Raw genomic sequence first — 22,410 nt, 5'->3', positions numbered from 1 at the left:
CGCGCCGTGGCCACCTTCCTCGGAGACATGCTGCGGCTCGCCCGCGCCGGCTATGTGATGGCCCGCGAGGGCGTGCTCGCCCGCGTCGATCCCGATATATTGCCGCCCGGCACCGAGCCGCTGTTCCGCCTCGCCCGGCTGATCGAGCGCCGCGACGGCCGTTCCAGCGCCGCCGCGCTCGGCGCCGCGCTGTCGCGGCTCGGGCCTTCCTATGTGAAGCTCGGCCAGTTCCTGGCGACGCGGCCGGACGTTGTCGGCCCGGAGATGGCGCGCGACCTCGAAGTGCTGCAGGACCGCATGCCGGCCTTCCCGCAGGCGGTGGCGGAGGCGGCGATCGCCCGCACCCTCGATCGCCCGGTCGCGGCGCTCTACACCGCGCTGGGGCCGCCCATCGCCGCCGCCTCCATCGCGCAGGTGCACCAGGGCGACACGCGCGAATCCGAAGCCGCGTCGCGCCGGGTCGCGGTGAAGGTGCTGCGGCCGGACGTACAGGCGCGCTTCCGCGCCGACCTCTCCTCCTTCTACCGGGCGGCGCGGATCGGCGAGAAGGCCTCGCCCGAGGGCCAGCGGCTGCGCCTCGTCGCCATCGTCGACACGCTGGCGCGCTCGGTGGCGATGGAGATGGACCTGCGGCTGGAGGCCGCCGCGCTCTCCGAGCTGGCGCAGAACACCGCCGCCGAGACCGATTTCCGCGTGCCGGCAGTGGACTGGGACCGCACCGGGCGGGAGGTGCTGACGACCGAATGGATCGACGGCATCAAGCTGAACGACATGGAGGGGCTGCGCGCCGCCGGCCACGATTTGCCGGAGCTCGGGCGCATCCTGATGCAGTCCTTCCTGCGCCACGCGCTGCGCGACGGCTTCTTCCATGCCGACATGCATCCCGGCAATCTGTTCATCGATGCCGAGGGCCGGCTGGTGGCGGTGGATTGCGGCATCATGGGCCGGCTCGGGGTGAAGGAGCGGCGCTTCCTCGCCGAGATCCTCTACGGCTTCATCACCCGCAACTGGATCCGCACCGCCGAGGTGCATTTCGAGGCCGGCTATGTGCCGATGCATCATTCGGTGGAGGATTTCGCCCAGGCGATCCGCGCCATCGGCGAGCCGATCCATTCGCGCAGCGCCAGCGAAATCTCCATGGCGAAGCTGCTGACCCTGCTGTTCGAGGTCACCGCACTGTTCGACATGAAGACGCGCCCCGAGCTGCTGCTGCTCCAGAAGACCATGGTGGTGGTGGAGGGCGTGGCGCGCAGCCTCGACCCGCAGCTCAACATGTGGCGGACCGCCGAGCCGGTGGTGCGTACATGGATCGAGCGCAATCTCGGGCCGGCCGGCAAGCTGGAGGAGGCGGCGCACGGGCTGCAGGCGGTAGGGCGCGGGCTGCAGGCGCTGCCGGACCTGATCGCCCAGGGCCAGCGCATCGCCAGCCAGCTCGACCGCGCGACCCGCGACGGCCTCGCGCTGGCGCCGGAGACGGTGGAGGCGATCGGCCGGGCGGAAGGGCGCGGCAATCGCGGCCTCACCTGGGCCTTGTGGGTGATCGTGGCGCTGCTGGCGGCGCATCTGATTTTCTGAGGCGCCCGGCTCTGTTACGACTGCCGCCGGGAAACGGTGAAGCGCATGCTCGCAGGCAAGACGGTCCTTCTCATCATCGGCGGCGGCATCGCCGCCTATAAGAGCCTCGATCTCATCCGCCGGCTGAAGGAGCGCGGGGCGCGGGTGCGCGTCGTGATGACCGAGGCGGCGCAGAAATTCGTCACCCCGCTCGCCGCCGGGGCGCTGTCGCACGAGCCGGTGTTCACCGAGCTGTTCGACCGCGCCGCCGAGCAGGATATCGGCCACATCCGCCTCGCCCGCGAGGCCGACCTCGTCATCGTCGCGCCGGCCACCGCCGACCGCATGGCGAGGATGGCGGCCGGCATCGCCGACGACCTCGCCGGCGCGGTGCTATTGGCCGCGCGGGTGCCGGTGCTCGTCGCCCCGGCGATGAACCCGGCCATGTGGACGCACCCGGCGACCGCCCGCAATGTCGTCACGCTCAAGGCCGACGGCATCGCCTTCGTCGGACCGATGGCGGGGGCGATGGCGGAGCGCGGCGAGGAAGGCCTTGGCCGCATGGCCGAGCCGACCGAGATCGCTGCCGCCGCCGAGGCCCTGCTGGCAGCCAGCAGCGCGCTGGCCGGGCGGCACGTGCTCGTCACCTCCGGGCCGACGCATGAGCCGATCGATCCGGTGCGCTACATTGCCAATCGCTCCTCCGGCAAGCAGGGCCATGCCATCGCCGCCGCCGCCGCCGCCGCCGGGGCGCGGGTGACACTGGTCTCCGGGCCGGTGAACCTGCCGAATCCGGCGGGCGTTAAGGTGCTTCATGTCGAGAGCGCCCGCGAGATGCTGGCGGCGGTCGAGGGCGCGCTGCCGGCCGATGCGGCGATCTTCGCCGCCGCGGTGGCCGACTGGCGGGTGGCAAGCGAGGCCGGGCAGAAGCTCAAGAAGGACGGCAACGCCATCCCGCCTCTGATGCTGACGGAGAATCCGGACATTCTCGCCGGCATCGCCCGGCGCGCCGCTGGGCGCCCGCGCCTCGTCATCGGCTTCGCGGCGGAGACGCAGGACGTCATCGCGCACGCCACGGCCAAGCTCGCCCGCAAGGGCTGCGACTGGATCGTGGCCAACGACGTGTCGCAGGACAGCGGCATTGCCGGCGGCGTGATGGGCGGCGACCGCAACGAGGTGCATCTCGTCAGCGCCGCCGGTGTCGAGCACTGGCCGGCCGAGTCCAAGGCGGAGATCGGGCGCCGCCTGATCGCCCGCATCGCCGAGGCGCTGGTCCTGCAGGAGAATCAATCGTGAGTGTCGCCGTTTCCGTCCAGCGCCTGCCGCATGGCGAAGGCCTTCCGTTGCCGAGCTATGCGACCGAGGGCGCTGCCGGGCTGGACCTCATCGCCGCCGTGCCGGCCGGCGAGCCGCTGGTGCTCGCCCCGCTGGCCCGCGCCGCGGTGCCGACCGGCCTCTGCCTTGCCTTGCCGGCGGGACATGAGGCGCAGGTGCGCCCGCGCTCCGGCCTGGCGCTGAAGAACGGCATCACGGTGCTCAACGCGCCCGGCACCGTCGATGCGGATTATCGCGGCGAGGTGAAGGTGCTGCTGGTCAATCTCGGGGCGGAGCCGTTCACTGTCGAGCGCGGCATGCGCATCGCCCAGATGATCGTCGCCCCGGTCACGCGTGTGACTCTCGAAGAATCTCGTGATTTAGAAAAAACAACGCGAGGAAATGGTGGATTTGGCTCGACAGGGCTCGACGGCGGGCAAATATCGCGCTAGCCAATGAGGCATGCCGCGTTTGTCCGATAAAAGCCTGCTGGCCATTGCCGCCGTCGTCGACGTCGCCCTCTATGCGCGGGGCACGCCGGTGGCCGCCAAGGCGCTGGCGGCGCGTCACGAATTGCCGCCGCGCCATTTGGAGCCGGTGCTGCAGTCGCTGGTGCATGCCGGGGTGCTGAAGGGCGTGCGCGGACCGCGCGGCGGCTACGAGCTTGCCCGCGAGCGGCGGCGCATCACCGTCGCCGAGATCGTGCGGGTGGTGGAGGCCGAGGCCGGCGACGCGCTCGACAATCTTCCGACCATCGTTCGCGACGTCATCCAGCCGGCGGTCGGCGAGGCCGAGCGCACCTTCGAGGCGGCACTGGACGCGGTGACGGTCGAGGATCTGTGTCGCAGCTCGGCGCAGAAGGAAGACCGTCGCGCCATGCCGGAAGGCATAGATTTCACGATCTGATTTCGTGATATTTCGCTTTCTCGACAGTATTACGTGAATATGCTAGGCGTCGGATAACGCCGGCGGACAGAGCATCTGCCGCGACAACGTCCTATCGGAGGCATCCATGGCCGAGCCCGCCATTTCGCCCGTCATCCCGTCGGCTGCGGCCGGTTCTCCCGCTGCCAAGCCTGGTCGTGGCCGGGTCTATTCCTCGATCACCGAGACGGTCGGCGACACGCCGCTGGTCGAGCTGCGCCGCCTGCCGGCGCAGCGGGGCGTGAAGGCGCGCATCCTCGCCAAGCTCGAATTCTTCAACCCGCTCGCCAGCGTCAAGGACCGCATCGGCCTCTCGATGATCGAGGCGATGGAGGAGGCCGGCGTGCTGAAGCCCGGCACCGTGCTGGTGGAGCCGACCTCCGGCAATACCGGCATCGCGCTCGCCTTCGTGGCGGCGTCGCATGGCTACAAGCTGATGCTGGTGATGCCGGAATCGATGTCGGTGGAGCGGCGCAAGATGCTGGCCCTGCTCGGCGCCGAGCTGGTGCTCACCCCGGCGGCACAGGGCATGCGCGGCGCGGTGGCCAAGGCCGAGGAGTTGGTGAAGGACCTGCCGGACGCCATCATCCCGCAGCAGTTCCGCAACCCGGCCAACCCGGAGGCGCACCGGCGCTACACCGCCGAGGAGATCTGGAACGATACCGACGGCGCGGTGGACGTGGTGGTGTCGGGCGTTGGCACCGGCGGCACCATCACCGGCATCGGCCAGGTGCTGAAGCCCCGCAAGGCGAGCCTGCGCATGGTGGCGGTGGAGCCGGAGGATTCCCCGGTGCTGTCCGGCGGCCAGCCCGGCCCGCACAAGATCCAGGGCATCGGCGCCGGCTTCATTCCCGAGGTGCTCGATCGTTCGGTGATCGACGAGGTGGTGACGGTCGGCAACCAGACCGCCTTCGAGACCGCGCGGGCGGTGGCGCGGCTGGACGGCATCCCGGTCGGCATCTCCTCCGGCGCAGCGATCGCGGCGGCGCTGGAGATCGGCGCCCGGCCGGACATGGCGGGAAAGACCATCGTGGTCATCATCCCGTCCTTCGCGGAACGCTACCTTTCCACCGCCCTGTTCGAAGGGCTGTGAACCGTCCTCTCCTCGGCCATTCCAGAGCGAGTCCGGCTTCGCTACAGTCGCACTGATTCGGCATGTTCGGCGTGGTCTGATCCACGCCGAACCGATACGGGGCTGAGCGGCGGGACAAGGGGGACGGGCGCGGATGGCGCAACCGGCCGGCAACGGCGGTGCAGACGGACGGGCGCGGACCTTCGCGGGGCGCGCCGCCGCCGGTATTCGCTCCCGTAGACGGCTCGGCCTGCTCCGCACCACCGCGCTGGTCGCGTCCATGGTCGGCGCGGCACCGGCCCGTGCCGCGGACGTCCTGGGTGGCGCCGCGCGCAGCCTCGCCGCGCTCGATCCCGGTACGCTGGTCGGCCTGTCGCTGGCGCTCGGCCTGCTCGCGTTCGCAACCACTACCGCCATCGTGCATGTGCGCTTCCGGCGCGCGGCGCGGACGCGCGAGGAAGGCGCCTTCGCCGAGATCTCGCGGCTGGAGGCCCAGATCGAGGAAGGGCGCGCCCTTCTGATGGCCGAGCCGCAGATCGTCGTGGTCTGGCGTGATCCCGCCGGCGAGCCCGAGATCATCGGCAACACGCCGGCTTTCACCGGGGTGGCCGCGCCCGGCCGCATCCTTGCCTTCGGCAGCTGGCTCTCCGCCCCCTCGGCGCGGGAGATCGACGCGGCGGTCGACCTGTTGCGTGCCCGCGGCGCGCCGCTGGCCGCCTCTCTGGTCACGCAGGACGGGCGCTATGTCGAGGCTGACGGGCGCCCGGTCGGGTCCGCGGTGGTGCTGCGGCTGCGCGACATCACCGGGGTGCGGCGCGATCACGCCCGGCTCGCCGAGGCGCATGCGCTGCTGGAGCACCAGACCCGGGCGCTACGCAGCCTCGTGGATGCCATTCCCGCGCCGACCTGGCTGGCCGAACCCGGCGGCCGGCTTGCTTATGCCAATGCCGCCTATGTGCACGCCGTCGAGGCGCGCGACCTCAAGGACGCGCTCGGCCGAGACCTGGCCCTGCTCGATGCCGCCGGCCGGCGCCAAGCGCTCGTCGCCCTCGCCGAGGCCGGCGCCTTCCGCGCCCGATTGCCCGTGGTCGTCGCCGGTAGCCGCCGCCTCGTCGATGTCCGGGAGACCGCGGTAGCGGACGGCACCGCCGGCATCGCCCTGGACGCCACCGAGGAGGAGCGCCTGCGCGCCGAGCTGGCTCACGCGCTGGGCGCGCATCGGCGCACCCTCGACCAGCTGTCCACTGCGGTCGCCATTTTCGGCGAGGATCAGCGGCTGATCTTCCACAATGCCGCCTATGCGACGCTGTTCGACTTCGCACCGGCCTTCCTCGACGAGCGTCCGAGCGACGTCGCGGTGCTCGATCGGCTGCGCGCCGCGCGCCGGCTGCCGGAGCAGGCGGATTTCCGTGCCTGGCGCGCCGAACTGCACGAGGCCTATCGCAGCATCGAGCCAAGGGAACATTGGTGGCACCTGCCGGGTGGGCGCACGCTACGCGTGGTGACCGCGCCCAATCCCGAAGGCGGCGTCACCTATCTGTTCGACGAGGTGACCGAGCGGCTGGCGCTGGAAAGCCGCTTCAACGCGCTCACCCGCATCCAGAGCGAGACGCTCGACGCTCTCGCCGAGGCGGTGGCGGTGTTCGGCAGCGACGGGCGCCTCGGCCTTTCCAACAGCGCCTTCCGCCATATGTGGCGGCTGGAAGCCGGGCAACTCGCCGGTCGGCCGCATATCGACGCGGTGGTCGACGCCTGCCGGGGACTCTCCGCCGACGAGGCGGCCTGGGGGCGGCTGCGCGCGGCGGTCACCGGCATCGAGGCGAGGATTCCCGCCGCCTTCCGCATGGAGCGGGTCGACGGCCTGATTCTCGACGGCTCGACCCAGCCGCTGCCGGATGGCGGTACGCTGGTGACGCTGCGCGATGTCACCGACAGCGTGCATGTCGAGCGGGCGCTGGTCGACCGCAACGAGGCGCTGGTCGCCGCCGACCATCTCAAGAGCACCTTCGTCAGCCATGTCTCCTATGAGCTGCGCTCGCCGTTGACCACCATCATCGGCTTCGCGCAGCTCTTGGACGACACCGGCATCGGCCCGCTCAACGACCGCCAGCGCGCCTATGTGAACCACATCACCGAGAGCAGCGCGGCACTGCTCGCCATCATCAACGACATTCTCGACCTCGCCACCATCGATGCCGGGGCGATGACGCTCGACCTCGCCGAGGTCGATGTGCGCGCGGCGATGGAGGCTGCCGCCGAGGGGGTGCGCGACCGGCTGGTCGAGGGCAGCCTCACCCTTGCCATCGAGGCGCCGGTGGGCGCCGGCAGCTTCCGCGCCGACGCCAAGCGGGTGCGGCAGGTGCTGTATAATCTGTTGTCCAACGCCGTCGGTTTCGCGCCGGCCGGCTCGACGGTGCGGCTGTCGGCCGATCGGCGCGGGGGCGAGGTGATCTTCCAGGTGCGCGACCAGGGACCGGGAATTCCGCCGGAGATCGGCGCGCGGCTGTTCGACCGCTTCGAGAGCCACACCTCCGGCTCGCGCCATCGCGGGGTCGGGCTTGGCCTGTCCATCGTCCGTTCGCTGATCGCCCTGCATGGCGGCTCGATCCAGATCGGTCCGGCGCCGGGCGGCGGCACGTTGGTCACCTGCCGGTTCCCGCTCGACAGCGGCACGGCGCAGGTGGCGGCGGAATAGGACGGAAGAGGCGAATGAAGGAGGGACAGATCGGAGTGGGTCAGGCCGTGGGAGCGCAAGCCGGGACGCCCGTGCAGTGGAGCGTGGTGCTGCCGGACGAGTACGCGACCGGGCGGCTCGCCATGGACCTCGCTTTCGCGCTGGTGCCGGGCGATCTCGTCGCCCTTGAAGGCGATCTCGGGGCCGGCAAGTCGACGCTGGCGCGGGCGCTGATCCGCGCGCTTGCCGACGATCTCGACCTCGAAGTGCCGAGCCCGACCTTCAATCTCGTGCAAACCTATGACCTGCCGCGCCACCGCGTGGTGCATGCCGACTTCTACCGGCTGGGCGACCCGTCCGAGCTCGAGGAGATCGGCTGGGACGAAATGGCCGACGGCGCCATCGCGCTGGTCGAGTGGCCGGAGCAGGCGCCCGCAGTACTGGCGGTGCCGAACCGGCTCGACGTGCACATCGCCATGGCGCCGGAGGCGGGCGATACCACCCGCCGCGTCCGGCTGATGGCCCATGGCCGTGTCGCCGACGCGCTGCGCCGCATGAAGGCGATCCGCTCGCTGATCGACCTTGCCGGCTTCGGCCCCGCCCGCCGCAGGCATCTGCAGGGTGATGCCTCCAGTCGCGCCTATGAGCGGCTGGTCGGCAAGGCGCGCGGCGCCATCCTGATGAACGCGCCGCGCCGGCCGGATGGTCCGCCGGTGCAGGGCGGCAAGCCCTACAGCCAGATCGCCCATCTCGCCGAGGACGTGAAGCCCTTCGTCGCCATGGCGCGCGGCCTTTCGGCGCGCGGCTTCTCGGCGCCGACTATCTATGCCGCCGATCTCGCCAGCGGCCTTCTGGTCATCGAGGATCTCGGCGATGCCGGCGTGGTGGCGGGGATGCCGCCGGCGCCGGTGGCCGAGCGCTACGAGGCGGCGACCGACGTGCTCGCCGCGCTGCACGGCATGGAGCTCCCCTCGACGCTGACGGTGTCGCCCGACCACGACCACACCTTGCCGGCTTACGACCTGCCGGCGCTGCTGATCGAGGTCGAGCTGCTGCTCGACTGGTACATCCCCCATCGCGGCGGCGCCCCGGTGAGCGACGCGCTGCGCACCGAGTTCCGCGGCCTGTGGACGGCGGCGCTGGCCTCATCGCTGGCGCAGAAGCCCACCTGGGTGCTGCGCGACTATCATTCGCCGAACCTGATCTGGCTGCCCGAGCGCCAGGGGCTCGCACGGGTCGGGCTGATCGACTTCCAGGACGCGGTGATGGGCCCGCCGGCCTATGATCTCGTCTCGCTGGCACAGGATGCCCGCATCGACGTGCCGGAGGAGCTGGAGCTGCAGCTGCTCGGCCGCTACATCCGCGACCGGCGGGTGGAGGAGGATTTCGACATCCGCGCCTTCGCCGCCTCCTATGCGGTGATGGGCGCGCAGCGGGCGACCAAGATCCTCGGCATATTCGCCCGGCTCGACAAGCGCGACGGCAAGCCGCAATACCTTCGCCACATCCCGCGGATATGGAACTATCTCCAGCGCGGGCTCGCCTTCACCGAGCTGGCGCCGCTGAAGGCGTGGTTCGACCGGCACGTTCCCGCGCCGGGCCAGCCTGCCGGCCAACCCGTCGCCCAACTTTCCGAGCAGCCGCAGACGACATGAGCCCGATCCGTAACGCCATGGTGCTCGCCGCCGGTCTCGGCACCCGCATGCGCCCGCTCACCGACGACCGGCCGAAGCCGATGGTGGACGTCGCCGGCAAGCCGCTGGTCGATCATGTGCTCGACCGGCTGGCCGATGCCGGCATCGGGACGGCGGTGGTCAATCTCCACTATTTCGCCGACCTGCTGGAAGGGCACCTCGCCGGTCGCACCCGGCCGCAGGTGGTGTTCTCCGACGAGCGCGGCCAATTGCTCGACACCGGCGGCGGCATCGTGAAGGCGCTGCCGCTGCTCGGCGACGGGCCGTTCGTCTCGATCAATTCCGACACCATCTGGATCGAGGGCATCCGCCCCAATCTGCCGAGCCTGATCGCCGATTTCGATCCCGAGAAGATGGACGCGCTCCTGCTGCTCGCCGCCTCGACCGGCTCGGTCGGCTATGACGGGCGCGGCGATTTCTCCATGGATGGCGACGGCCGGCTCGCCTTGCGCGGCGAGGGCCTGGTGGCGCCCTTCGTCTATGCCGGGGCGGCGGTGCTGTCGCCGGCGCTGTTCGCCGGCGCGCCGGAGGGCCCGTTCTCGCTGGTGAAGCTGTTCGCCCGCGCCGCCGAGGCCGGCCGGCTGTTCGGCCTGCGCCTCGAGGGCGTGTGGATGCATGTCGGCACGCCGGAAGCGATCGGCGAGGCCGAGCAGGCCATCAGCCTGTCGACCGAGTAGCCGGGCGTTTGCCCGGCGCATCCTCTACACTCAGCCGAGGCACGATTCGACAGGCCGGAGCATGCCCGCGTCGCAGACGTCATTCGAATTTGCGGAGACCGTGGGTGAGGGCCGCGCCGGGCCGGTGCGCCCGTCGCCGCGCGTCTTCACCATTCCCGCCTCGGCGCCGTTCCTGCCGGTGCTGGCCGAGGCGCTACTCGGCGGCGCTCTGGTGCCGGGCTTCGCGCCGCTGGGCGATCCGCTGGCGCTGGCCTCCGCCACCATCTACTTGCCGACCCGCCGTGCCGGCCGCCTCTTTGCCGAGGAGCTGCGCCGGCGCATGGGCGGCACCACGCTGCTGCCGAAGATCGTCCCGGTCGGCGATGTCGACGAGGACGCGCTGATCTTCTCGGAGGAGAGCGCCGGCCCGCCCAAGGCGGTCGCCCCGACCACCCGGCGGCTGGCGCTGGCCAGCCTGGTCGGCAAATGGCGGGCGGCGCTCCGCGACGGGGACGGGCGCAGCGTGGTGGCGGCCGGACCCGGCGCCGGCCTCGCACTGGCCGACGCGCTGGCCGGGCTGATCGACGAGATGGGCGCGCAGCAGGTGCCGTGGTCGCGGCTCGACGATCTCGTGCCCGGCGAGCACGACCGCTACTGGGACATGGCGCTCGACTTCCTCAAGATCGCCCGTGAGGTGTGGCCGAGCCTGCGGGGTGAGGAGGTCGATGCCGCGGTGCGCCGCGATCGGCTGATCGATGCCGAGGCGGCCCGGCTGGCGGCGCTGGGGGATGCCGCGCCGCCGGTGATCGCCGCCGGCTCCACCGGCTCGATGCCGGCGACCGCGCGGCTGCTCGACGCCGTCGCCCGGCTGCCGCGCGGGGCGCTGGTGCTGCCCGGCCTCGACCGGCACATGGCGGAGGCCGACTGGCGCTCGCTGACGCAGGAGCCCAGCCCGGCGCCGAGCCACCCGCAATATGGTCTGGCGCGGCTGCTCGGCGGTATGCATGTGCGCCGCGCGGAGGTCGCGGCGCTTGCAGAAGCGGCCGCGCACCGCCGCGACGCCCTCCTGTCGGAGGCGCTGCTGCCGGCCGAGGCGACGCCCGGCTGGGCCAGCCTCGCCGAGCGCCTGCCGGAGGCGACGCGCGCGGCGGCGCTCGCCGAAGTGACGCTGATCGAGGCGGACGACGCGCGCGAGGAGGCGCTCGCCATCGCCCTGGTGCTGCGCGAGGCGCTGGAACAGGAGAGCCGCACGGCGGCGCTGATCACCCCGGACCGCGACCTCGCCCGCCGCGTCGCCGCCGAACTGCTGCGCTTCGGCATCGCCATCGACGATTCCGCCGGCGAGCCGCTGTCGGAAAGCGGGGCCGGCCGCCTGGCGCGGCTGATCGCCGATGCGGCGGCGGAACGGCTAGCGCCGCTGCCGCTCGCCGCGCTGCTGCGGCACGCCGCGTCGCGCCTCGGGCTCGACCGCACCGCGCTGGGGCGGGCCATCGACGCGCTGGAACTGACGGTGCTGCGCGGCCCGCGCCCCGCGCCCGGCGCCGAGGGACTCGCCGCGGCAGTCGCCGGCTTTCGGCCGGCGGACTGGCATCGCGACGATCCGCGTCGCGGCGTCACCGAGGACCAGCGTGAGCGGGCGGCCGATCTCGCCCGGCGGATCGGCGAGGCGCTGGCGCCGCTCGCCGGCCTCGGGCCGGGCCTGCACGCCTTCGCCGATCTCGTCGCCGCCCACCGCGCGGCGGTGGCGGCGGTGCTGGCCGGGGAGGGCGATGCCCCCACCGAGATCGCGCCCGACGAGATCGCGCTGGCGACCGCTTTCGACGAGCTCGCCGCCGGCGCGCCGCTCGCCCCGGCGATGAGCCTTGCCGACTTTGCGGCGGCGCTGCCGCATCTCCTCGCCGACACGCCGGTGCGTCCGCCGCTCGACGCCGGGGCGCGGCTGCGCATCTATGGCCCGCTGGAGGCCCGCCTCGTCGATGTCGACCGGGTGGTGCTGGCCAGCCTCGTCGAGGATGTCTGGCCGGCCATGATGCGGCCGGATCCGTGGCTGAGCCGGCCGATGCGCGCCGCGCTGGGCCTCGATGTGCCGGAGCGGCGCATCGGCCTCGCGGCGCACGATTTCGCGCAGGCCTGCGGCGCGCCGGAGCTGGTGCTGAGCTATCCGCGCAAGCTCGGCGGCGCGCCGACCGTGCCCTCGCGCTTCCTCCAGCGCCTGGCGGCGGTGAGCGGGCGCGAGGCCTGGAACGCTGCCCGCTCACGCGGCGAGCGCTGGCGGCGGGTGGCTGGCGCTGTTGATGTCGAGCCGGCGAAGGAGCGCATCCGGCGGCCAGCGCCGACTCCGCCAGCCGCGTTGCGCCCGACCCGGCTCAGCGTCACCGAGATCGAGACCTTCCTGCGCGATCCCTATGCGATCTACGCCCGCCATGTGCTCGGCCTGCGCCCGCTCGATCCGCTCGACGCCCCGCCCGGCGCCGGCGAGCGCGGCACGGCGATCCACGAGGCGCTGGGCGAGTTCGCCAAGGCCTTTCCCGAGGCGCTGCCGGCGGATGCGGCGTCGCGGCTCGCCGGCTTCGGCCGGGTGGCGTTCGCGCCGCTCGCCGCCTTCCCGGCCGAGCACGCGCTGTGGTGGGCGCGGTTCGAGAAGCTGATCCCGCTCTATCTTGCCTGGGAGCGCGGCCGCCGCGCCGGGCTCGACCGGGTGATCGCCGAGACCGGCGGGCATCTCCTCATCGAGGGCACGCGCGGGCCGTTCCGGCTCAACGCCTATGCCGACCGCATCGAGCAGCGAAAGGGCGGCGGCCTCGCCATTCTCGACTTCAAGACCGGGGCGGTACCGACGGCGAAGCAGACCCGCGCCAACTATTCGCCGCAGTTGCCGCTGGAGGCTGCCATCGCCGCGCGCGGCGGCTTTGCCGGCGTGCCGGGCGAGGAGGCGGTGGAACTCGTCTATGTGAAGCTCGGCACCGCCGAGCTGAAGCAGATTTCCGCCGTCGACAAGGACGCGACCGCCCTCGGACTGGCTGAGGACGCGCTCGAGCGGGTGACGACGCTGGTGCGCGCCTTCGAGAACCCCGCCCAGCCCTATGTCGCGCTGCGCCGCACGCAGTTTCGCGGCCGGTCCGGCCCCTATGACCATCTGGCGCGGGTGCGCGAATGGTCGGTGGGCGAGGAGGAGGCCGAATGAGCGCGGCGCCGGTTCCCTCCGCCGCGCTCGGCGCCGCCACGGCGCTGCAGACGCAGGCCTCCGATCCCGGGCTGTCGGTGTGGGTGTCGGCCAATGCCGGCGCCGGCAAGACGCATGTGCTGGCGCGGCGGGTGATCCGGCTGCTGCTGCGCGGCGTGCCGCCGGGCCGCATCCTCTGCCTCACCTACACCAAGGCCGCCGCCGCCAACATGGCGAACCGGGTGCTGTCGATCCTGCGCGACTGGGCGGTGATGAGCGACGACGCGCTCGACAAGGCGATCCATGCCACCGATGGCGGTGATCCGGTGCCGCTGCGGGCGCGCGCCCGCTCGCTGTTCGCGCTGGCGCTGGAGACGCCGGGCGGGCTGAAGATCCAGACCATTCACGCCTTTTGCGGCCATCTGCTGCGCGCCTTCCCCTTCGAGGCGGGGGTGCCGGCCGGCTTCCGCTCGCTGGAAGACGCGCAGCGGCTGGAACTGCTCGCTCTGGTGCGGGCGCGCATCGTGCAGCAGGCGGCCGGCGCGCCGGATACCGCGCTCGGCCGCGCCTTCGCGCTGATCATCGGCGAGCTCGCCGATACCGGCCTCGACGAGCTGCTGGCGGCGCTGCTCGATGCGCCCGACGCCTTGGAGGCCGGCGAGGACGATCTCGCCCGCCTCGCCGGGCTCGATCCGGTCGAGCCGAGCGCGGCCATCGCCCGCCGCATCGTCGAGGACGCGCTGATTCCGCGCGGCGCCTGGCAGGGTATGGGCGAGGCGCTGCTCGTCGCCGGCGGCCACGCGGCGAAACGCGGCGCCGCGCTGCTCCATGCCGCGCAGGCTCCGGACGACGAGGTCGCCGAGCGCTACGCGCAGGTGTTCCTGAAGGACGATGGCGGCGCCTATGCCGACGCCTATCTCGGCAAGGCGGAGGTGCGCGAAGCCTTCCCGGCGCTCACCGCCGAGCGCGACCGCATCGCGCGGCTCGGTCCGCGCCTCGCCGCCGCCCGCGCGGTGGAGAAGAGCCTGGCGGCGCTGGAACTCGGCCGCGCCGCCCGCCAGCTCTACGAGGCGGAGAAGGCCGCGCGCGGCATGCTGGACTTCGCCGATCTCGTCACCGCGGCGCGGCGGCTGCTCGGCTCCGGCGCCTCGGCCTGGGTGCATTACAAGCTCGACCGCGGCATCGACCATGTGCTGCTCGACGAGGCACAGGACACCAGCCCGGAGCAATGGGAGGTGATCCAGCCGCTGGTGATGGAGTTCTTCGCCGGCAAGGGCGCCCGGGAACAGGCGCCGGACGCGCCGCGCACACTGTTCGTGGTCGGCGACGAGAAGCAGTCGATCTTCTCCTTCCAGGGCGCCGATCCCAGCCGTTTCGACGCCATGCGCGCCGAATTCGCCCGCCACGCACAGGAAGGCGCCTTCGCGCATGTGAAGCTGCAGCATTCCTTCCGCTCGGCGCCGGGCATCCTCGCGGCGGTCGACGAGGTGTTCTCCCGCGAGGAGGCCTATCGCGGCCTCACGGCGGTGGCCGAGCGCACCGTGCATGTGCCGATCCACGCCCAGCTGCCGGCCCGCGTTGAGATCTGGGAGCCGGAGGCGCCGGGCGAGGCGGTGGAGGTCGATGCCTGGCAGCGTCCGCTCGACGCGCCGCGCCATGACGACCCGGTGAGCCGGCTCGCCGACAAGATCGCCGCCCATGTCGCGGCGCTGATCTCGAACGGGGCGCCGGTCGAGGATCGCGGCGGCCCCCGCGCGGCGCGCGCCGGCGATTTCCTGGTGCTGGTGCGCCGGCGCGGCGCGTTGTTCGAGGCGGTGATCCGCGCCCTGAAGCAGGTCGGCGTCGCGGTGGCCGGTGCCGACCGGCTGGTGGTCGCCGAGCATATCGCGGTGATGGACCTGGTGGCGCTCGGCGAGGCCCTGCTGTCGCCCGACGACGAATTGTCGCTCGCCAGCGCGCTGAAGAGCCCGCTGTTCGGCTTCGACGACGACGACCTCATCGCGCTGCTGCCCGACCGCGGGGCGCGGCTGATCGACGAATTGGCCGGCCGCGCCGGCGAGAAGCCGCACTGGCGCGCGGCGGTGGAGCGGCTCGACCGGCTCAGGCCGGAGGCAGCCGGCTTGCGCCCCTTCGATTTCTATGCCCGCGTGCTCGGGCGTGAGCGCGGCCGGGCGCTGATGCTGGCGCGGCTCGGACCGGAGGCGGCGGACGCGCTCGACGAGATGCTGGCCATCGCCCGCGCCTATGAGGGGGCCGAGGCGCCCTCGCTGGCTGGCTTCCTCGCCTTCCTGCGCGGCGGACAGGCGCAGGCCAAGCGCGACATGGAGGCGGGTCGCGACCAGGTGCGGGTGATGACCGTGCATGGCGCCAAGGGGCTGGAGGCGCCCTATGTGCTGCTCGCCGACACCACGTCCGGGCCGCAGAAGAGCCCGCGCGGTGGCCTGCTGGTCGGCCGGCGGGGTGATGGCGGGCGTGCCTTTCTGGTCGCGCCGCGCAAGGCGGAGGACACGCCGGCCATGGAGCTGCTGCGCCAGCAGGCCGAGGCCGGGCTGATGGATGAATATCGCCGGCTGCTCTATGTCGCGCTCACCCGTGCCGAGAGCGCGCTGGTGTTGTGCGGCGCCGACGGCAAGCGCCGGCGCCCGGCCGATTGCTGGTACGACGTGGTGCGCGGCGCCTTGGAGCCGCAGGCCGTGCCGGTGCCGGCGGTCGGCTTCGAAGGCACGGTGCTGCGCTGGCGCGCGGCGCCCGAACCGGAGCGGGCACCCGCGCCCGCCGCGCTGGCGCCACCGGACGATGCCGCGGAGGAGGCCGCGCTGGCCCGCCGCCTCGCTTTGCCGGCGGCGAGCGAGGCGGCGCGGTCGCGGCTGCGGCCCTCGCAGGCCTCGCCGATCGCCACGCCGGAGCAGAAGGAGATCGTCGCGCGCGGCGCCCTGCTGCACCGCCTGTTCGCCGCGCTGGCGCCTCTGCCGGCGGCGGCGCGCGAGACGACGGGCCACCGCCTGCTGGCCATTGCCGACGCCGGCGATGGCGAGACGCTGCTCGCCGAGGCGCTGGCGACGCTGGCTCTGCCGGAACTCACTGCGCTGTTCGCGCCGGAGGGGCGCGCCGAGGTGGACATTGCCGGCACCCTCGCCGACGGCACGTTGGTGAGCGGGCGCATCGACCGGCTGGTGGTGCTGCCGGAGCGGGTGCTGGTCGCCGATTTCAAGACCGACCGCCGGGTGCCGGGGTCGCTTGCCGCCGTGCCTCGCGCCCATGTCGATCAGATCGTCGCCTATGCCCGGCTGCTGGCGCGGCTCTATCCCGGACGGCGGATCGAGCCGCTGCTCGTCTACACCGCCGGCCCGCGCGTCTGGGCGCTTACCGAGGCGCGGCTGTGGACGGAGGGCGAGGGCCTCACGTCGGAGTGACGGTGCCTTGACGGGGGTGGGGGGCGATACCTACCTTTGCTGCAACTTCATTCCCCTTGCGGGGATTCGCGGAAAGGGTACGCCATGGGCGTCGAAAAAGTGTCGGACCAGTCGTTCGAGTCCGACGTGATCAAGTCCTCCGAGCCGGTTCTGGTCGATTTCTGGGCTGAGTGGTGCGGTCCCTGCCGCATGGTCGCCCCGGTGCTCGACGAAGTCGCCGGCGAGATGGGCGGCAAGCTGAAGATCGTGAAGCTCAACGTCGACGAGAATCCCGCCGTCGCGTCCAAGTACGGCATCATGTCGATCCCGACGCTGCTGCTGTTCAAGGACGGCCAGCTCGCCGCCCGCCAGGTCGGCGCCGCCCCCAAGGCGAAGCTGGTGCAGTGGATCAACAGCTCGATCTGATCGCGCTGGTCCCGGAGATGAAAAACCCCGGAGCGGTCCGCCGCTCCGGGGTTTTGTTTTGGCTGGCAGTCCGGGCGGCGATCAGCCGGCGAGGTCGATCTTGCTCTCGACGGTGGAATCCGCCTTCAGCCGGTAGATCACCGGCGCGCCGGTGGCGAGCTCGCGCTTCATGATGCTCTCCGGCGTGTGGTTCTCCAGCACCATGATCAGCGCCCGCAGCGAATTGCCGTGGGCGGCGACCAGCACCCGGTTGCCCTGCAGCACCTTGGGCAGGATCTGCGTCACGTAATAGGGCAGGGTGCGCGCCACCGTGTCCTTCAGGCTCTCGCCGCCGGGCGGGGGCACGTCGTAGGAGCGGCGCCAGACATGCACCTGCTCCTCGCCCCATTTGGCGCGGGCATCGTCCTTGTTGAGGCCGGAGAGGTCGCCATAGTCGCGCTCGTTCAGCGCGAGGTCGTGTGTAACCGGCAGGCCGGTCTGGCCGAGTTCGGTGAGCGCGAGGTCGAGCGTCTTCTCCGCGCGGGACAGCACCGAGGTGAAGGCGAGGTCGAACTGGTAGCCTTCCGCCTTCAGCCGCTGGCCGGCCTTCTTGGCCTCCTCGACGCCGAGGGCCGTGAGGTCCGGGTCGCGCCAGCCGGTGAACAGGTTCTTCAGGTTCCACTCGCTCTGGCCGTGGCGGACGAGCACGAGAAGGCGTTCGGACATCGGGCGTTTCTCCGGGTGGGGGACGGCTTGGGACGGAAGGCTTGGAACGGAAGGCGGGCCTTAGAAATCGGTGAGGTCGAGCACGTCGCGCATGGAATAGAGGCCGGGCTTGCGACCGCGCGCCCAGCGGGCGGCGGCGAGCGCGCCGCGCGAGAAGATGCCGCGATCCTCCGCCTTGTGGCCGAGCTCAATGCGCTCGCCCGGTCCGGCGAAGATCACGTTGTGGTCGCCGACCACCGTGCCGCCGCGCAGCGTGGCGAAGCCGATGTCGCCGGCCCGGCGGGCGCCGGTATGGCCGTGGCGGGCGAACACGCCCTGCGTGCCGAGCTCGATGCCGCGCCCCTCGGCGGCGGCGTTGCCGAGTAGCAGCGCGGTGCCGGACGGGGCGTCGATCTTGCGGTTGTGGTGCATCTCGACGATCTCGATGTCGAAATCCTCGTTCAGCGTGCGGGCCACCCGCTTCACCAGCGCCGACAGCAAGTTGACGCCGAGGCTCATATTGCCGGACTTGACGATGGTGGCGTGCCGGGCGGCCGCCTCGATCTTCGCCTCGTCCTCGGGCGAGAAGCCGGTGGTGCCGATGACATGCGCGATGCGGGCCTGCGCCGCCAAAGCGGCATAGGCGACGCTGGCCGCCGGAACGGTGAAGTCGATCACGCCCTCTGCCTTGGCGAAGACCGGCAGCGCGTCGTCGGTCACCTCGACGCCAAGCCGGGGCAGGCCGGCGAGCTCGCCGGCATCGCGGCCGAGATTGTCGCTGCCCGGCGGCTCGATGGCCCCGGCGAGGGCAAGGTCGGGAGCCTCGCTCACCGCCTTGATCAGCGCGCGGCCCATGCGCCCGCCGGCGCCGACGATGACGAGCCGCATCTGCGACATATGAGCCACTCCTTCACATTGTGCCCTGCGGTATAGCCGCCGGACATCGTCACGAAAAGTGCTTGTTCGCGCGTCATTCTCGGCAAAATGGCGTTGTCGCTTGACGGGCGCGCCGGGCGGCTGTAGAGGTCGCGCAACTTTACGAAGGAGCGGCGCCGAGCATGCGCAACAATATTATCCTTATCGTAGGAAGGCGCGTCGCCGCGAAGGCTGCCTGACGGCAGCTTCGCCCAACGGTGACGCGCGTAAAATGGGCCCCTGACGGGGCCTTTTGATTTTCCGGGCAACGTGAAGTTCACAAGCTTCGCCGGGACGAAGCCAGACGCAGGAACGAGGTAACGACCATGATGCGCGAGATGACCGGCGCCGAAATGGTGATGCAGGCCCTGATCGATCAGGGCGTCGAACATATGTTCGGCTATCCCGGCGGCGCGGTGCTGCCGATCTACGACGCGATGTTCCACCAGAACCAGGTGAAGCACGTCCTCGTGCGCCACGAGCAGGGCGCGGTGCACATGGCGGAAGGCTATGCCCGCTCCTCCGGCAAGGCCGGCGTGGTGCTCGTCACCTCCGGTCCCGGGGCCACCAATGCGGTGACCGGCCTCACCGACGCGCTGCTCGACTCCATCCCGGTCGTCTGCATCACCGGCCAGGTGCCGACGCACCTCATCGGCTCGGACGCCTTCCAGGAGTGCGACACGGTCGGCATCACCCGGCCCTGCACCAAGCACAACTACCTCGTCCGCGACGTCAACGACCTCGCCCGCGTGCTGCACGAGGCGTTCTATGTCGCGCAGAACGGCCGTCCCGGCCCGGTGGTCGTCGACATCCCGAAGGACGTGCAGTTCGCCAAGGGGATCTATGTCGGCCCGGAGAACATCCAGCACAAGACCTACCAGCCGAAGCTGAGGGGCGACGACGAGAAGATACGCGCCGCCGTCGAGCTGCTGGCCAAGGCCAAGAAGCCGGTGTTCTACACCGGCGGCGGCGTCATCAATTCCGGCCCGGAGGCCTCGCGGCTGCTGCGCGAGTTCGCCCGGCTGTCCGGCTATCCGGTGACCTCGACGCTGATGGGCCTCGGCGCCTATCCGGCCTCCGACAAGCAGTGGCTCGGCATGCTCGGCATGCACGGCACCTACGAGGCCAACATGGCGATGCATGACTGCGACGTCATGCTGTGCGTCGGCGCGCGCTTCGACGACCGCATCACCGGTCGCCTCGACGCCTTCTCGCCGGGCTCGAAGAAGATCCACATCGACATCGACCCGTCCTCGATCAACAAGAACGTCAAGGTCGACATACCCATCATCGGCGACGTGAAGCACGTGCTCGAGGACATGCTCACCACGTGGCGGGGGATGAAGGCCGAGCCGGACCGTCGCGCCATCGCCTCCTGGTGGGGCGAGATCGACCGCTGGCGCGCCCGCAAGTCGCTGTCCTATGCGAAGTCGCCGGACGTCATCAAGCCGCAATACGCCATCGAGCGGCTCTACCACGCGGTGAAGGACAAGGACGTCTACATCACCACCGAGGTCGGCCAGCACCAGATGTGGGCGGCGCAGCACTTCCACTTCGAGGAGCCGAACCGCTGGATGACCTCCGGCGGCCTCGGCACCATGGGCTATGGCCTGCCGGCCGCCATCGGCGCGCAGGTGGCGCACCCGGAAAGCCTCGTCATCGACATCGCCGGCGAGGCCTCGATTCAGATGTGCCTGCAGGAGCTCTCGACCGCCTTGCAGTTCAACCTGCCGGTCAAGATCTTCGTGTTGAACAACGAGTATATGGGCATGGTGCGCCAGTGGCAGGACCTGCTGCATGGTGGGCGCTACTCGCACTCCTACTCGGAATCGCTGCCGGACTTCGTGAAGCTGGCGGAGGCCTATGGCGGCGTCGGCATTCGCTGCTCGCGGCCGGGCGATCTCGACGCGGCGATCCAGGAGATGCTCAAGTCCGACCGGCCGGTGCTGTTCGACTGCATCGTCGACCAGAAGGAAAACTGCCTGCCGATGATCCCCTCGGGCAAGCCGCATAACGAGATGATCCTGCCGGACCATCCCGAGGGGCTGGACGAGGCGATCTCCGAGGAAGGCAAGATCATGGTGTGAGGGGGCGGCGTGCTTCGCCAGTCGACGTCGTCTCTTCCCTGCCTCTCCCCACTAGGGAGAGGTCGGTGCGTAAACACCGGGAGAGGGGGCGGACGATTGCGGAGCATCGAAGTCTCCTTACCCCATCCCTCTCTCCGCTGAACCCGGCTGTCGCCGGGTTCAGTCCCCCAAAAGGTCGAAGTCGGAAATGTCCGGCTTTGACGGGAGAGGGCTTGCCGCTCCATCGTCCCGCACGCTTTTTACTCGTTTTGCCGAGCACCCCATGCCCCTGATCAATAACGAACCTGCCGAGCGCCACACCCTCTCCCTGCTCGTCGACAACGAGCCGGGCGTGCTCGCCCGCATCGTCGGCCTGTTCTCCGGCCGCGGCTACAACATCGACAGCCTCACCGTTTCCGAGGTGAGCCACGATTCCCGGCGTTCGCGCATCACGGTGGTCACCACCGGCGCGCCGATGATCATCGAGCAGATCAAGAGCCAACTCGACCGCCTGGTGCCGGTGCATCGCGTCGTCGACCTCACCGTCACCGGCAAGGCGGTGGAGCGCGAGCTCGCCCTCATCAAGGTGCGCGGTAAGGGCGAGATCCGCCAGGAAGCGCTCCTGATCGCGGACTCGTTCCGCGCCCGCACCGTCGACACCACGCTGGAGAGCTTCGTGTTCGAGATCACCGGCAAGCCGGAGAAGATCGACCAGTTCGTCTCGCTGCTGGAGCCGCTCGGTCTCGTCGAAGTGTCGCGTACCGGCGTCGCCGCTATTGGCCGCGGGCCCGACGGCATGTGAGAATGGCGTGTTCGCGGGGTGCTTCGCGGCGCCCCGCGCTGCCGCCGTTCCGCATAATCGACAGGACGGGACGACGTGAGCGAAGGAACAGGTACCTTGCCGGCGACGGCCGCCGGCAAACCCATGTGGTTGCAGGCGGCGCCCTTCCTCTTCCTCCTCTTGTGGTCCGGCGGCTTCGCGGTGGCGAAGGTCGGGCTGGTGTATACCGGCCCGTTCACCCTGCTGGCGCTGCGCTACGGGCTGGTGCTCGCGGTCATGCTGCCGCTGCTCGCCTGGTTCCGGCCGCCGCTGCCACGCACGGGGCGCGCCTGGTTCAACCTCGCCTTTGTCGGCTTCCTGATCCAGGTGCTCTATTTCGACCTGAGCTACTTCGCGTTTCGCTGGGGGATCTCGGCCGGCACGCTGGCGCTCATCGTGTCGCTGCAGCCGATCGTTGTCGGCCTGGCGGCGCCGGCGCTGGCCGGCGAAAAGGTCGGCGCGCGGCGCTGGGCGGGCCTGCTGCTCGGCCTTGCCGGCGCGGCGCTGGTGATCGCCTCGCGTACCGGCATCGAGACGGCTCCGCCCGGCGTCATGCTGCTGGCGGTCGGCGCGCTGCTCGCCATGTGCACCGCCGCGATCTACGAGAAGCGCCATGGCGAGCCCCAGCACCCGCTGGTGACCAACAGCGTGCAATATGTGGTGGGGTTCGTCTGTACCCTGCCGCTCGCGCTGATGCTCGACGACGGCCATATCGATTGGTCGCTGCCCTTCACCCTCGCGCTCGGCTATCTGGTGATCGGCAATTCGCTGATCGCGGTGTCGCTCTATCTCGCCATGATCCGCGCCGGCGAGGTGTCGAAGGTCTCGGCGCTGTTCTTCCTCGTGCCGCCCTGTTCGGCGGTGATCGCGTGGAAATTGCTCGGTGAGCAGATGCCGCCGCTCGCCTGGGCCGGGATGGCGGTCGCGGCGGCCGGGGTGGCGCTGGCGTCGGGCGCGCGGCTGCCATGGCTCCGCGCGCGTCGCGCGCGCTGAAGCGTCACTGCCGCTTGCATCGGAAGGGCGGCTCCTATAGGAGAACCGTAACGTACGGTACTG

General features: G+C 71.0%; 16 protein-coding genes. 14 read left to right on the top strand and 2 right to left on the bottom strand.

The window, feature by feature from the left end; translation table 11 throughout:
- Positions 1 to 6 precede the first annotated feature (6 nt).
- The 11 genes from ubiB (at position 7) to trxA (ending at position 16,869) form a co-directional block, all read left to right on the top strand.
- Positions 7 to 1,575 (top strand): 2-polyprenylphenol 6-hydroxylase, encoded by a 1,569-nt coding sequence (gene ubiB / locus LGR54_RS22680; RefSeq protein ID WP_370638262.1) that lies wholly within the window; start codon positions 7 to 9, stop codon positions 1,573 to 1,575.
- 45 nt (positions 1,576 to 1,620) lie between these two features.
- Positions 1,621 to 2,850 (top strand): bifunctional phosphopantothenoylcysteine decarboxylase/phosphopantothenate--cysteine ligase CoaBC, encoded by a 1,230-nt coding sequence (gene coaBC, locus LGR54_RS22675; protein WP_230364230.1) that lies wholly within the window; start codon positions 1,621 to 1,623, stop codon positions 2,848 to 2,850.
- The gene (dut, locus tag LGR54_RS22670; RefSeq protein ID WP_230364229.1) at positions 2,847 to 3,320 is read left to right on the top strand and encodes a dUTP diphosphatase; all 474 of its coding nucleotides are present in this window, start codon (positions 2,847 to 2,849) and stop codon (positions 3,318 to 3,320) included. The genes coaBC and dut overlap by 4 nt, the downstream gene beginning before the upstream one ends.
- A 10-nt stretch (positions 3,321 to 3,330) precedes the next feature.
- Complete coding sequence (locus LGR54_RS22665) at positions 3,331 to 3,774, top strand: Rrf2 family transcriptional regulator (protein WP_230364228.1); 444 nt, start codon at positions 3,331 to 3,333, stop codon at positions 3,772 to 3,774.
- A 106-nt stretch (positions 3,775 to 3,880) separates the two neighbouring features.
- Positions 3,881 to 4,885 carry a cysteine synthase A gene (cysK, locus tag LGR54_RS22660; RefSeq protein ID WP_230364227.1) on the top strand — a complete coding sequence of 335 codons (1,005 nt, stop codon included), beginning with the start codon at positions 3,881 to 3,883 and terminating at the stop codon, positions 4,883 to 4,885.
- Between the two features lie 133 nt (positions 4,886 to 5,018).
- The gene (locus LGR54_RS22655) at positions 5,019 to 7,559 is read left to right on the top strand and encodes a PAS domain-containing sensor histidine kinase (protein WP_230364226.1); all 2,541 of its coding nucleotides are present in this window, start codon (positions 5,019 to 5,021) and stop codon (positions 7,557 to 7,559) included.
- Between the two features lie 14 nt (positions 7,560 to 7,573).
- On the top strand, positions 7,574 to 9,193 hold the full coding sequence (gene tsaE, locus LGR54_RS22650; RefSeq protein ID WP_370638261.1) for a tRNA (adenosine(37)-N6)-threonylcarbamoyltransferase complex ATPase subunit type 1 TsaE: 1,620 nt from the start codon (positions 7,574 to 7,576) through the stop codon (positions 9,191 to 9,193).
- Positions 9,190 to 9,909: a nucleotidyltransferase family protein gene (locus tag LGR54_RS22645; protein WP_230364225.1), complete on the top strand. Its 720-nt coding sequence runs from the start codon at positions 9,190 to 9,192 to the stop codon at positions 9,907 to 9,909. Before tsaE ends, LGR54_RS22645 begins: the two co-directional genes overlap by 4 nt.
- 100 nt (positions 9,910 to 10,009) lie before the next feature.
- Positions 10,010 to 13,072, top strand: coding sequence for a double-strand break repair protein AddB (gene addB / locus LGR54_RS22640; RefSeq protein WP_230364224.1), 3,063 nt, complete (start codon positions 10,010 to 10,012; stop codon positions 13,070 to 13,072).
- On the top strand, positions 13,069 to 16,464 hold the full coding sequence (gene addA / locus LGR54_RS22635) for a double-strand break repair helicase AddA (RefSeq protein ID WP_230364223.1): 3,396 nt from the start codon (positions 13,069 to 13,071) through the stop codon (positions 16,462 to 16,464). Before addB ends, addA begins: the two co-directional genes overlap by 4 nt.
- Before the next feature lie 84 nt (positions 16,465 to 16,548).
- Positions 16,549 to 16,869 (top strand): thioredoxin, encoded by a 321-nt coding sequence (trxA, locus tag LGR54_RS22630; RefSeq protein WP_214009122.1) that lies wholly within the window; start codon positions 16,549 to 16,551, stop codon positions 16,867 to 16,869.
- Between the two features lie 81 nt (positions 16,870 to 16,950).
- On the opposite strand, the gene LGR54_RS22625 is transcribed toward trxA, so the two are convergent.
- A complete protein-coding gene (locus LGR54_RS22625; protein WP_230364222.1) occupies positions 16,951 to 17,574 on the bottom strand; it encodes a 2,3-bisphosphoglycerate-dependent phosphoglycerate mutase in 624 nt (207 codons plus the stop codon).
- A 60-nt stretch (positions 17,575 to 17,634) separates the two neighbouring features.
- Positions 17,635 to 18,450 carry a 4-hydroxy-tetrahydrodipicolinate reductase gene (gene dapB, locus LGR54_RS22620; protein WP_230364221.1) on the bottom strand — a complete coding sequence of 272 codons (816 nt, stop codon included), beginning with the start codon at positions 18,448 to 18,450 and terminating at the stop codon, positions 17,635 to 17,637.
- 344 nt (positions 18,451 to 18,794) lie between these two features.
- On the opposite strand from dapB, the gene LGR54_RS22615 reads away from it, so the two are divergent.
- The 3 genes from LGR54_RS22615 (at position 18,795) to LGR54_RS22605 (ending at position 22,347) form a co-directional block, all read left to right on the top strand.
- Positions 18,795 to 20,555: an acetolactate synthase 3 large subunit gene (locus LGR54_RS22615; protein ID WP_230364220.1), complete on the top strand. Its 1,761-nt coding sequence runs from the start codon at positions 18,795 to 18,797 to the stop codon at positions 20,553 to 20,555.
- A 262-nt stretch (positions 20,556 to 20,817) separates the two neighbouring features.
- Positions 20,818 to 21,336, top strand: coding sequence for an acetolactate synthase small subunit (gene ilvN, locus LGR54_RS22610; protein WP_230364219.1), 519 nt, complete (start codon positions 20,818 to 20,820; stop codon positions 21,334 to 21,336).
- 75 nt (positions 21,337 to 21,411) lie between these two features.
- Positions 21,412 to 22,347: a DMT family transporter gene (locus LGR54_RS22605; RefSeq protein WP_230364218.1), complete on the top strand. Its 936-nt coding sequence runs from the start codon at positions 21,412 to 21,414 to the stop codon at positions 22,345 to 22,347.
- The last annotated feature ends 63 nt before the right edge of the window (positions 22,348 to 22,410 follow it).

It is taken from the genome of Ancylobacter sp. Lp-2 (assembly GCF_020523795.1).
GTDB lineage: Bacteria > Pseudomonadota > Alphaproteobacteria > Rhizobiales > Xanthobacteraceae > Ancylobacter.
The sequence above is the reverse complement of the archived record's forward strand: the minus strand, read 5'-3'. Positions and strand labels throughout refer to the sequence as shown.